Origin of the sequence: Sphingomonas sp. CCH10-B3 (genome assembly GCF_001556185.1) — a bacterium.
GTDB lineage: Bacteria > Pseudomonadota > Alphaproteobacteria > Sphingomonadales > Sphingomonadaceae > Sphingomonas > Sphingomonas aquatica.
The window spans coordinates 1-11306 of sequence record NZ_LSIJ01000004.1 but is presented as its reverse complement, the minus strand read 5'-3'; the positions used below and the strand labels follow the sequence as shown (position 1 = coordinate 11306).

General features: G+C 65.7%; 8 protein-coding genes. 5 read left to right on the top strand and 3 right to left on the bottom strand.

Features of this window, described 5'->3' with window-relative positions; all coding sequences use genetic code 11:
* Nucleotides 1-34: 34 nt before the first annotated feature.
* The 3 genes from AX672_RS01625 to AX672_RS18430 all read left to right on the top strand — a co-directional run bounded on the left by AX672_RS01625 (nucleotide 35) and on the right by AX672_RS18430 (nucleotide 4179).
* Nucleotides 35-1081, top strand: coding sequence for a homocysteine S-methyltransferase family protein (locus AX672_RS01625; protein ID WP_066647278.1), 1047 nt, complete (start codon nucleotides 35-37; stop codon nucleotides 1079-1081).
* Nucleotides 1082-1207: 126 nt separating this feature from the next.
* Nucleotides 1208-3805, top strand: coding sequence for a methionine synthase (gene metH / locus AX672_RS01620; protein ID WP_066647269.1), 2598 nt, complete (start codon nucleotides 1208-1210; stop codon nucleotides 3803-3805).
* A 65-nt stretch (nucleotides 3806-3870) separates the two neighbouring features.
* Complete coding sequence (locus AX672_RS18430) at nucleotides 3871-4179, top strand: hypothetical protein (protein WP_168727285.1); 309 nt, start codon at nucleotides 3871-3873, stop codon at nucleotides 4177-4179.
* Nucleotides 4180-4476: 297 nt separating this feature from the next.
* Here the strand turns inward: AX672_RS18430 and AX672_RS01615 are convergent, their stop codons facing one another.
* Nucleotides 4477-5673: a cation:proton antiporter gene (locus AX672_RS01615; protein WP_066647266.1), complete on the bottom strand. Its 1197-nt coding sequence runs from the start codon at nucleotides 5671-5673 to the stop codon at nucleotides 4477-4479.
* A gap of 113 nt (nucleotides 5674-5786) precedes the next feature.
* The gene (locus tag AX672_RS01610) at nucleotides 5787-6101 is read right to left on the bottom strand and encodes a hypothetical protein (RefSeq protein ID WP_066647263.1); all 315 of its coding nucleotides are present in this window, start codon (nucleotides 6099-6101) and stop codon (nucleotides 5787-5789) included.
* 197 nt (nucleotides 6102-6298) lie between these two features.
* On the opposite strand from AX672_RS01610, the gene AX672_RS01605 reads away from it, so the two are divergent.
* Nucleotides 6299-7243 (top strand): right-handed parallel beta-helix repeat-containing protein, encoded by a 945-nt coding sequence (locus AX672_RS01605; protein ID WP_066647260.1) that lies wholly within the window; start codon nucleotides 6299-6301, stop codon nucleotides 7241-7243.
* Between the two features lie 194 nt (nucleotides 7244-7437).
* Here AX672_RS01605 and AX672_RS01600 read toward each other — a convergent pair whose 3' ends face one another.
* A complete protein-coding gene (locus tag AX672_RS01600; RefSeq protein WP_066647279.1) occupies nucleotides 7438-9093 on the bottom strand; it encodes an alkaline phosphatase family protein in 1656 nt (551 codons plus the stop codon).
* An 82-nt stretch (nucleotides 9094-9175) separates the two neighbouring features.
* Here AX672_RS01600 and AX672_RS01595 point away from each other — a divergent pair, with 82 nt between their 5' ends.
* On the top strand, nucleotides 9176-11242 hold the full coding sequence (locus AX672_RS01595; RefSeq protein WP_066647253.1) for a thioredoxin family protein: 2067 nt from the start codon (nucleotides 9176-9178) through the stop codon (nucleotides 11240-11242).
* Nucleotides 11243-11306: the final 64 nt, after the last annotated feature.

The window sequence follows — 11306 nt, the reverse complement described above, 5'->3', positions numbered from 1 at the left end:
CCCTGAAGGGGAGGGGCTTATCAAGGAAATAAACATGACCCCACGCGAATCCCTTCTCGCCGAAGCTGCCAAGCGCATCCTGATCACCGACGGCGCGTTCGGCACCGAGATCCAGAACTGGAAACTCGCCGAGGCCGATTATGCGGGGGCGCTCGGCCTTGCCCATGACCAGAAGGGCAACAACGACATCCTCGCGCTGACCAAGCCCGATGTGCCGGAGTCGATCCACCGCGCCTATTTCGCCGCCGGTGCCGACATTGCCGAGACCAACACCTTCTCGGCCAACCGCATCAGCCAGGCCGATTATGGCGCCGAGCATCTGGTGCGCGAGATCAACCTCGAAAGCGCGCGGCTGGCGCGGCGCGTCGCCGACGAATTCACCGCCAAGGACGGCCGTCCGCGCTTCGTTGCCGGGGCGCTCGGCCCGACCAACAAGACGCTGTCGCTGTCGCCCGACGTCAATGATCCGGGCTATCGCGAGATCGACTTCGACTATCTGAAGGACGTCTACCGCGAACAGATCGACGCGCTGGTCGACGGCGGCATCGATTTCGTGCTGATCGAAACGGTGTTCGACACGCTCAACGCCAAGGCCGGGATCATGGCCGCGATCGAGGCAGGCGAGGCGCTGGGGCGCGACTTGCCGATCATGCTGTCGATGACGCTGACCGATCTGTCGGGGCGCAATCTGTCGGGGCATACCGTCGAGGCGTTCTGGCATGCGGTGCGCCACGCGCGGCCGCTGACGATCGGGCTCAACTGCTCGTTCGGCGCGGAGCAGCTGCGCCCGCACGTCAAGACGCTGGCGGGCATCGCCGACACGCTGATCATGGTCTACCCGAACGCCGGCCTGCCCAACGAACTCGGCGCCTATGACGAGCTGCCCGAGGAAACCGCTGCTCTGGTCCATGAATGGGCCGAAGCCGGGCAGGTCAACATCCTCGGCGGCTGCTGCGGCTCGACGCCCGCGCATATCGCCGCGATTGCGCAGTCGGTGGCGGGCCTCCCCGCGCGCGCACTGCCCGAGCAGCCGGTCGCGACGCGGCTCGCCGGGCTGGAGCCGATGACGATGGCGGCCTGATCCTCAAAAGCCCTCTCCCCTTAGGGGAGAGGGTTGGGAGAGGGGGCGCCGCAAGCGATTCCCTCTGTTACTGCCCCTCTCCCCGACCCTCTCCCCGGAGGGGAGAGGGCAAGAAGAAGAACCAACATGACCACCACGACCGCCCAATTCGTCAATATCGGTGAACGCACCAACGTCACCGGTTCGGCCAAGTTCAAGAAGCTGATCATGGCCGGCGATTATCCCGCTGCGGTCGAAGTCGCGCGCCAGCAGGTCGAAAACGGCGCGCAGGTGCTCGACGTCAACATGGACGAGGGGCTGCTCGACGCGCATCACGCGATGACGACGTTCCTGAAGCTGATCGCTGCCGAACCCGACATCGCGCGCATCCCCTTCATGATCGATTCGTCGAAGTGGAGCGTGATCGAGGCCGGGCTGAAGTGCGTATCCGGCAAGCCGATCGTCAATTCGATCAGCATGAAGGAAGGCGAAGCGCAGTTCCTCGACCAGGCGCGCAAGGTCATGCACTATGGCGCCGCCGTCGTTGTAATGGCGTTCGACGAAGTCGGTCAGGCCGACACCAAGGAGCGCAAGGTCGAAATCTGCGAGCGCGCCTATAAGCTGCTGACCGGCATCGGCTTTCCGCCCGAAGACATCATTTTCGATCCCAACATCTTCGCCGTCGCGACGGGAATCGAGGAGCACAACAACTACGCGGTCGACTTCATCGAGGCGTGCCGCGAGATCAAGGCACGCTGCCCGCATGTCCATATTTCGGGCGGGCTGTCGAACCTGAGCTTCTCTTTCCGCGGCAACGAGCCGGTGCGCCGCGCGATGCACAGCGTGTTCCTCTACCACGCGATCCCCGCTGGCATGGACATGGCAATCGTCAATGCGGGGCAGCTCGACGTCTATGACACGATCGACCCCGAGCTGCGCACCGCCTGCGAGGACGTCATCCTCAACCGCGATCCCGATGCCGGTGAGCGGCTGGTCGCGCTCGCCGAACGCTATCGCGGCACCGATGCGGTCGCCGAAAAGGCGGCCGAGGAGTGGCGCGGCTGGGGCGTGGCCAAGCGGCTCGAACATGCGCTGGTCAAGGGCATCGACGCCTATGTCGTCGACGATACCGAGGAAGCGCGCCAGCTCTACGCCAAGCCGATCGAAGTCATCGAAGGTCCGCTGATGGACGGCATGAACGTCGTCGGCGACCTGTTCGGATCGGGCAAGATGTTCCTGCCGCAGGTGGTGAAATCGGCCCGCGTCATGAAAAAGGCCGTCGCCCATCTGCTCCCTTATATCGAGGCATCGAAGGAGCCGGGCGCCAAGGGCAAGGGCAAGATCATCATGGCGACCGTCAAGGGCGACGTGCATGATATCGGCAAGAACATCGTCGGCGTCGTGCTCCAGTGCAACGGCTTCGACGTGGTCGATTTGGGCGTGATGGTGCCCTGGACCAAGATCCTCGAATCGGCGAACGAGAATGATGCCGACATGATCGGCCTCTCAGGCCTCATCACCCCCTCGCTCGACGAGATGGTGACGGTCGCCGAGGAAATGAGCCGGGCGGGGATGACGATGCCGCTGCTGATCGGCGGAGCGACGACATCGAAAGTCCACACCGCGCTGCGGATCGCGCCGGCGTACGAGGGCCCGGTGGTGCATGTGCTCGACGCGAGCCGCGCGGTGGGCGTCGCGACCACGCTCGTCAGCGACACAATCCGCGATGAGTTTGTGGCGAAGACCGACGCCGACTATGCCGCCGTCCGCGCCGCGCGCGAGGGCAAGCCGCAGAACGAACTGCTCTCGCTCGAAGCCGCGCGCGACAATGCGTTCGAAGCCGATATGCGGCTGAAGCCCCGGCGCCCGATCATGCCCGGTGTCCACCGCTTCCCCGACTGGGACCTGCGTGACCTGAGCGAATATATCGACTGGACCCCGTTCTTCCGCGCCTGGGAACTGGCGGGCAATTACCCCGCGATCCTGACCGACCCGGTCGTCGGCGAAAGCGCCTCCAGCCTGTTCGCCGACGCGCAGAAGATGCTAGCGCGGATCATCGACGAGAAATGGCTGACCGCGCGCGGCGTGTGCGGGCTGTGGCCGTGCGCGCGCGAGGGCGACGATGTCGTCATCCATCTCGACAACGAGGATCACGTTCGCCTGCCATTCCTGCGCCAGCAGATCGCCAAGCGCGAGGGGCGCGCGAGCATGTGCCTTGCCGACTTCATCAGCCCCGACGGCGACTGGATCGGCGGCTTTGCCGTCAGCATCCACGGCATCGAGCCGCATCTGGCGCGCTTCAAGGCGGCGATCGACGATTATTCGGACATTCTGCTGAAGGCGCTCGCCGACCGCTTCGCCGAAGCCTTTGCCGAGCGGCTGCACAAATTCGTCCGCACCGCGCTCTGGGGCTATGCCGAGGGCGAGCAGCTGACGGCGGAAGCACTGATCAAGGAGCAATATTTCGGCATCCGCCCCGCGCCGGGCTATCCTGCCTGCCCCGACCACAGCCTGAAGCCGATCCTGTTCAAGCTGCTCGACGCGCATCACGCGACCGGCGTGTCGCTGACCGAAAGCTTCGCGATGCTGCCGACGGCGGCGGTCAGCGGCTTCTATTTCGGCCACCCGCAAGCCGAGTATTTCGGCGTGGCGCGGATCGGCCCCGATCAGGTCGCGGATTATGCCGCACGGCGCGGGGTCGATGTGGCGACGGCGGAGCGCTGGCTGCGGCCGAATTTGGATTAAGGGTGGGTAATGGGTGACGAGAGGCTGCGCAAAATCGTAAAACCTAAGCGAGAGGAAAACCTGGAATGGGCCTTACGCCGCTGTCTGATGAAGAAGTAGCGAATATCGCCTTGTCCATGTCTTCCATGGAACGCAGCGTCATAAGGCATTTTGTGAACGGTCGTGGTCGACTGTATCGGGTGATCGCCGAGAAATCAGGCGCGTCCTACGCTGACGTTCAATTGGTAGGACAGAAATTACAACGCCAACGCTTGGCGTATATTTCAGTTATTCCTTATGACGGATGCCGATTGTTTCTCAATGTTCGAGGTGAACAGATAAAGCGCGCTATCGAAATACTTGACGGGATTGAGGAGAGCCGCGCCGCTCGCTAGGTTTATCAAATACGCAATCGCCACATTTTTAGGGTCTGGCCAACGCCGACTTCGCACCCAACTTCTGCCATTCGCACAACGGTCCCACTCGCCCCACCCGCTCCACCAACCCTGTCATCCGCCTCACGGCGGGCCAACCTCGGCCGGGCCTGCGCACAATAACAGCTGAACTTTCCCCCATGCCGTCATCCCCGCGTAGGCGGGGATCTATAGTGGCTGCCGCGTCGGCTCTTTTGCATCGTCGTGCTTATGGGTTCCCGCCTTCGCGGGAATGACGGAAGGGCTGTTTGGAGGGGCCTAGGCCCGCTCCACCAACCCCGCCATCCGCTTCAGCCTCGGCGCGACCATCGGCACCGTCAGCATCGTGCTCGCCACCGCCATCAGCAGCAGCGCGGTGAAGGTCGCGTTGGTGATGATGCCGCGGTCGAGCAGGATGTTGACGAAAATGATCATGATCAGCGCCTTGGTCTGGAGCAGCCAGCCGATGATCGCAGCATCACCGCGCTCCCACTTCAGCAGTCGCCCGGCAACCGCCACGCCGATCAGCTTGCCCGCCACCGACGCCACCAGCAGCAGTGCGGCTGCACCGAACACCGCGACGCCGCCGACGTCCCACTGTGTCTTCAGCCCGGTCGACAGGAAGAACACCGGCATGAACGCCATCAGCACGCTCGCCCGGAACTGGTCCATCCGCTGCTGATCGAACCACTTGGCGTCGAGCACCGCGCCCGACAGGAACGCCCCGACCATGAAGTGCAGCCCCGCCCAGTCGGCGGCGAACCCGCACGCCGCCAGCCAGATCAGGCTGACATACCAGCGGTCGCCCTCGGGAATGCGCGCCATCAGCCGCCGGATCAGCACCGTCGCCACCGCAAAGCCGATCAGGAAGCCCAATTGCCGCCCGATCCGCTCCCAATCGAGCAGGATCAGCGCGAGCACGCCCCAGATCGCGATGTCGTCGGCACTCGCATAGCGCAGGATGCGCTGGCCGAGCGGGCGGCGCAGGATGTCGAGCTTTTCCATGAACAGCACGAGGATCGGCAGCGCGGTGACCGCACAGGCCATGCCGATCCCGAGCACGACTTGCCACGGCGTTCCCTTCGGCCCGATCCAGCCGGGCAGTTGCAGCATCGCGACGGCGGCGAGGGCGCCGAAGGCGAGCGGCGTCACCAGCGCGAGCGTCGCGGTCGTCACGGTCTCAGCCCGCCGCGCCCAGACTTGGCCGAGGTCGAGCTCGATCCCGGCGATCCACACGAACAGCATCACTGCCCACCACGCGATGCCGTTGAGCGCGTCGATCACCGGGGCCGCGAAGACGAAGCGATAGTAATCGGGAAACAGCGCCCCGAGCACGCCGGGGCCGAGCAGGATGCCGCCGACGATCTGCACCACCACCAAGGGCGCGTAATAGTCGGTCCGCAGTCCCCGCCAGACCAGATACGGCACCGACAGGATGATCAGCATTGCGATCAGGAAGATTTCGGACGTCGCCATGCGGGTTTAGGTGCTCGAAGGGGCAATAGCAGAGCCCATCCGGTAGCCGGGGATCGCGGGCCCGGCAACGGCTTGGCGCCCGCCGCATTCTCGGCGCGGCGGGCGCCGACCGGTCAGATGTTGGTGTAGCTGCCCTGCGTCCAGCCGGTGCCCGGGTCATAGCACCATTCGGTGGTGGTATCGTCGTTGGTGCAATAGACGCGGACATGCGCGCCGCCGCTGTCGACCCAAGCCGTTGCCGACACCGCGCTGCCCGGTTGGTTGAACTGGCCCGTCGTCCAGCCGCCGCCGGTGCTGAGGATATAGCGCTGGGTGACATTATAGCCGTCGGTCGAAAAGACATGCACGTTGAGCGCATTGCCGTCATTAGGATCGAAGAAGCTGACGCTGGCGGTCGCGATCGGGTAATTCGGGTTGCTTTGGGTCATGGCTTTTCTCCTGCACGACCCGCGTCCACACGAGTCGTTGCGCGGTCGAGCGTCGCGGTTTCCGGCTGCGCAGGCAACCGCGGTTAACGTGCGCCGCAACCGTACCGAAGCGGGTCGCCGCCTGTGTTAACCCTCTATTAGCCTTCCGAAAAATCGCGATCGGGTGCATCGGCGGGGCCGCTACAGGAGGCCCGCTCATGCGCCACATTCTGCCGTTCATCGCGCTCGCCCTGACCGTCCCCGCCGTCGCCCAGGGTGGCACGGCACCGTTCACGATCGCCGAGACCGGGCAGGGGTTCGCGCATCTGAGCGACGCGCTCGCCGCTGCCGGTCCGCGCGGGCAATTCACGCAGTCGACGATCGTGATCGCGCCGGGCACCTACCGCGAATGCGCGGTGCAGAGCTGGGGCAAAGTGACGTTCAAGGCGGCCACGCCCGGCACCGTGATTTTCGACGGCGTCGCGTGCGAAGGCAAGGCGGCGCTGGTGCTGCGCGGCAGCGGATCGGCGGTCGATGGCATCATTTTTCGCAACATCCATGTCGGCGACGGCAATGGCGCCGGCATCCGCACCGAAATGGGCGACCTGACCGTCACCAACTCGACGTTCCTCGACAGCCAGGAAGGTATTCTCGGCGGCCATCCGTCGGGTCAGCGCATCACGATCGACCGCTCGACCTTCAGCGGGCTCGGCCAGTGCGACCAGACGCCCGATTGCGCGCACAGCATCTACCTTGCCAACAAGGGCCAGATCACGGTGACGCGGAGCCGGTTCGAGCGCGGGCGCGGCGGCCATTATGTCAAGCTGCGCACCCCGCGCGTGTCGATCACCGACAACAGCTTCGACGATACGCAGGGCGCCAAGACCAACTACATGATCGACCTGTCCGAAGGCGGCACCGGCCTGATCGCCAACAATGTCTTCGTGCAGGGGCGCAACAAGGAAAACTGGACCGCCTTCATCACGGTCGCGGCGGAAGCGCGGACCTATTCGGCGGCCGGGCTGCGCGTCGAGGGCAACCGCGCGAGCCTCGCTCCGGGCGAGACGCGCTCACCAGCGTTCGTCGCAGATTTGAGCCACCAGCAGCTCGCGCTCGGTGCGAACATGCTCGGCAAGGGCGTGCGGCCGTTCGAGGTGCGTTGAGGCCTCTCAAGCCCCTCCCCTTCAGGGGAGGGGTTGGGGTGGGGCGTGTCCTCAAGCGAACGCTCGGTGAGACTGACAGGCCCCACCCCCATCCCAGCATTGGGTCGGTCCGGCTCCCAGCCGGACCTGAAGCGCGCTGGGCGCGCTTCACCCAATGCTCCTGAAGGGGAGGGGTGAATAGATTTGATCGCGCCCTACCGGCAGCTATCTCCCACCCCTGGATCGAGATCGAGGCAGCGCCCGTCGACTTGCGGGGCGCCGAGCTTGAAGCCGATCGTCGCGGCGAGCGTCGGCGCGATGTCGACGGTTTCCACTGCCAGCGGCTGTTCGAAGCCCGTCATCCCCTTGCGCCAGAACAGGATCGGCACGCGCCGGTCATAGTCCCAGAACGAGCCGTGCGTCGCGACATAGCCGCGCGTCGGGTCGGCGATCGGCGTGATGCGCGGTTTCAGCGCAACGACGATGTCGCCCGAGCGCGCGGGGTGATAGCTCGCCTTGGCGCGTTCGATCAGGCTCCAGGTCTCGGCAGGGCCCGTCGGTGCCGGCGCCGCTTCGATCTCGGCGCGGCTGAACGCGGCCGCCACCTGCGGGTGCGCGCGGTAGAGCGCGAGCGCTTCCTTGGTCACCGCGGCCCGCTGCGCGGCGGTCAGCTTGGGGTCGATCCACACATCGCCGACCGGATCGCCGAACAGGATTTCGCCAGTCAGCTTCAGCTTGGCGGCAACCTGTGCGCCGATGCCCTTGGGATTGAGCGCCGGGTCGATCCGCGCGGCGTCGGGGGCGGCGTGATCGCGGTTGCGTTCGGGCAAGTCGTGCCCGCCATGGTCGGCCGTCAGCACGACTTCATAATCGATGCCGAGCGAATCGAGCTTTTCGAAGAAATCGGCCATCGTGTCGTCAAGTGCGGCGAGCTGCAGGCACATTTCATTGCCCTCGGTGCCGTAAGCGTGGCCGACATAGTCGGTCGCCGACGCGCCGATCGAGATGATGTCGGTCGCGGCGCCCTTGCCAAGGTTCTTTTCCTGCACCAGCGCGGCGGCAAGGCTGAACACCGCGCCGTCGAATTCGGGCGAGGCGCGGAACGGGCGGGCGTCGCCGGGGGCGCGTTCGAAACGGCCGGTGCCGACCGTCTTGCCCGCGCCGATCGCGACCGCGCGGTTGCGGGTGACGCAATAATCGGGCTCGTCGAGCGGCGGCTGGCCCGCGGCAACACGGTCGGCAACGGCGGCGTTAACGCGCGCCACCGATTGCGGCGTGGCACGTCCGGCGTAGCTGGCGAATTTCTTGCCGTCCCACCACCAGAGTTCGTCGACCTTGTGGCCGCCCATCATCACCGCCGCGCGGTCCTTGCCGCCGACCGACACGGTCTGCGTCGCCGGGTTGGCGATCTTCATCCGCTCGCCCAAGGTCGGCACCAGCAGATGCACGTCCGACACGGTGTAGCCGAGCGAGGTCGACCCCGGCACGCTTTCATCCTCGGCGCAGTAGATCGACTTGTCGGCGCGCGCCGCCTTCAGATCGGTCCAGTTGTTGGCGATGATGCCGGTGCGCGCCGGGCGCATGCCGGTCAGGATCGTCGAATGGCCGGGGCACGTCTCGGTCGCGGCGTGGCTCTGGTACCCGCTGGGGAAAACCGCGCCGGTCAACAGCCGCCGGAACCCGCCAGTGAAGTGGTTGCGATATTCGGCGAAGAGATCGGCCGAGAATTGATCGACCGAGATGACGACGATCAGCTTCGGCGCCGACTTTGCCGCGCTGGCGGGCGTCGCCGGTGCGGCCGCGTCCTGAGCAAGTGCGGCCGGTGTAACAAGCGCGAGCGCGCTGGCGAATAACGTGGCAGCAATCTTCATAAGTTTCACCTCGCGCGTCGGATGCATTGCCCTCGCGGCCCGGCTATGCACCGTCGCGTGGGGACTTCACAAGGATCAGCGGATGCGCGCTCTTGGTTTCGCTATTGTGACGCTCATTGCTTGGTTGGGCCTCGCGACCCCTGCCATGGCACAGGCGCCCGACCCCTATTCGAAGGGGCCGCACATCGCGCTGAAGCTGATCGCCGAAAGCGATACCCCCGCCGCCGGCAAGACCGTGACGATCGCCTATGACGCGACACCGCAGCCCGGGTGGCATGGTTATTGGCAGAATCCGGGCGATGCGGGCTTTCCGGCCAAGCTCGACTGGAAACTGCCGGCGGGGGTGACGGTTGGCACGCCGCGCTATCCGGTGCCGACGACGCTGCTGATCGCGGGCCTGATGAATTATGTGTTCGAGCAGCATTATACTTTGCTCATCGACCTGAACGTGCCGGCCGGGCTGGCGGCAGGGACCAAGCTGCCGGTCAAGCTGAAGACGCAATACCTCGTCTGCACCGAGGAAATCTGCCAGCCCGAGGCCGCCGAGCTTTCGCTCGACCTGACGGTGGGCGACGGCACCATCACGCCCGACCGGCTCGCGCAGTTCGACCGCTATCGTCAGGCGATCCCCAAGCCGATCGGCATGGCGACCAGCTATCAGATCGACGGCAAGCAGCTGCGTATCGGCGTGCCCTATCCGGCCGCCGCGCCGCTCGATCAGGCCTATTTCTTTCCCGCGACGCCTGACCGGCTCAACTATGCCGCGCCGCAAAAGGTGGTGCGCGATGGCGACCGGCTGGTGATCACCACCGAAGTGCTGAAGGCGGATGGCGGCCCGATCGACGGCATCCTCCGTATCGGCGCGCAGAAGGCCGTCTCGCTGTCCGCAAGCGCGGGCGCGGTGCCACCTGCCAGCGGCGCATCCGGACAATCAGCCGGGGCGGAAAACGGCGTTCTCGTCGCGACGCTGATCGCGCTGGGCGGGGCGATGCTCGGCGGGCTCATTCTCAACATCATGCCCTGCGTCTTCCCGATCCTGAGTCTGAAGGCCTTGAGCCTCGCCAAGGGATCGGTCGATGAGAAGGAGGCGCGGCGCGAGGCACTGGCCTATACCGCCGGTGTGCTGACCGTCATCATGGGGCTGGGCGCGACAATTCTCGCGCTGCGGGCCGGGGGCGCTGCGGTCGGCTGGGCATTCCAGCTGCAGAGCCCGGGGACGATCGTCGTGCTGTTGATGCTCGTGGTCGCGCTGACGCTCAACCTCGCCGGGCTGTTCGAAATCCCGACGCCTGCCTTCGTCGATTCGGCGAGCGGTGCGAGCGGCGCCTTTGCGACCGGTGCGCTGGCGGCGATCATCGCGACGCCGTGCACCGGGCCATTCATGGGCGCGGCCTTGGGCGCGGCACTGGTGCTGCCGACGGCGGCGGCGATGGCGGTGTTCTTCGGGTTGGGCTTTGGCCTCGCGATACCGTTCCTTGCGATCGGCTTCGTGCCCGCTTTGCGCAAGGCACTGCCCAAGCCCGGGACGTGGATGGAAACCTTCCGCCAGGTGCTCGCAGTGCCGATGGGCCTGACCGCGATCTGGCTCGCCTGGGTGCTCGGCGGTGAAGCGGGCGTCGATGGCATCACGCTGGGGCTGGTCGGTGCGCTCGGCGTCGCGGTGGTGCTGTTCATTGTCGGCAAGCGCCAGCATCAGGGCCTGTCGGCGCATTGGCTCAGCCTCGTCGCGCTGGTCGCGGTGACGGGCGCGACCGCCTATGCCATTCGCCCGGTGCCGAAGGGCGCCAATGCCGCCAGCGCGCTGGTCGCCGAGGGCAAGGCCGCGTTCAGCGAGGAAAAGCTCGCCGAGGCGCGCGCCAAGGGCCAGCCGGTGTTCGCCTATTTCACTGCCGACTGGTGCCTGACGTGCAAGGTCAACGAGCGGATCGCGATCGACACCGATCAGGTGAAGGCGGCGTTCGCCAAGCATAATGTCGCGGTGATGGTCGGCGACTGGACCGACGGCGACCCCAAGCTCGGCCGCTTCATCGAAGCGCACAACCGCGCGGGCGTGCCGCTGTATTTGTTCTACAAGCCCGGCGCGAAGGAGCCCGAAGTGCTGCCGCAAGTGCTGACGCCCGCGATGCTGAGTGAGCTGGCGGGGGGGTAGGGACGGTATTGGTGGAGAGCGGACGGGTAGCTTCAGCGCGTCCTTGTGCCTGACTCTTCCCCTT

What these genes read in the sequence shown, in the direction of transcription:
- AX672_RS01600 (WP_066647279.1), bottom strand. Translation starts at nt 9,093, where the DNA reads ATGAAGATTGCTGCCACGTTATTCGCCAGCGCGCTCGCGCTTGTTACA.
- AX672_RS01605 (WP_066647260.1), top strand. Translation starts at nt 6,299, where the DNA reads ATGCGCCACATTCTGCCGTTCATCGCGCTCGCCCTGACCGTCCCCGCC.
- AX672_RS01615 (WP_066647266.1), bottom strand. Translation starts at nt 5,673, where the DNA reads ATGGCGACGTCCGAAATCTTCCTGATCGCAATGCTGATCATCCTGTCG.
- AX672_RS01625 (WP_066647278.1), top strand. Translation starts at nt 35, where the DNA reads ATGACCCCACGCGAATCCCTTCTCGCCGAAGCTGCCAAGCGCATCCTG.
- AX672_RS01595 (WP_066647253.1), top strand. Translation starts at nt 9,176, where the DNA reads ATGCGCGCTCTTGGTTTCGCTATTGTGACGCTCATTGCTTGGTTGGGC.
- AX672_RS18430 (WP_168727285.1), top strand. Translation starts at nt 3,871, where the DNA reads ATGGGCCTTACGCCGCTGTCTGATGAAGAAGTAGCGAATATCGCCTTG.
- metH (WP_066647269.1), top strand. Translation starts at nt 1,208, where the DNA reads ATGACCACCACGACCGCCCAATTCGTCAATATCGGTGAACGCACCAAC.
- AX672_RS01610 (WP_066647263.1), bottom strand. Translation starts at nt 6,101, where the DNA reads ATGACCCAAAGCAACCCGAATTACCCGATCGCGACCGCCAGCGTCAGC.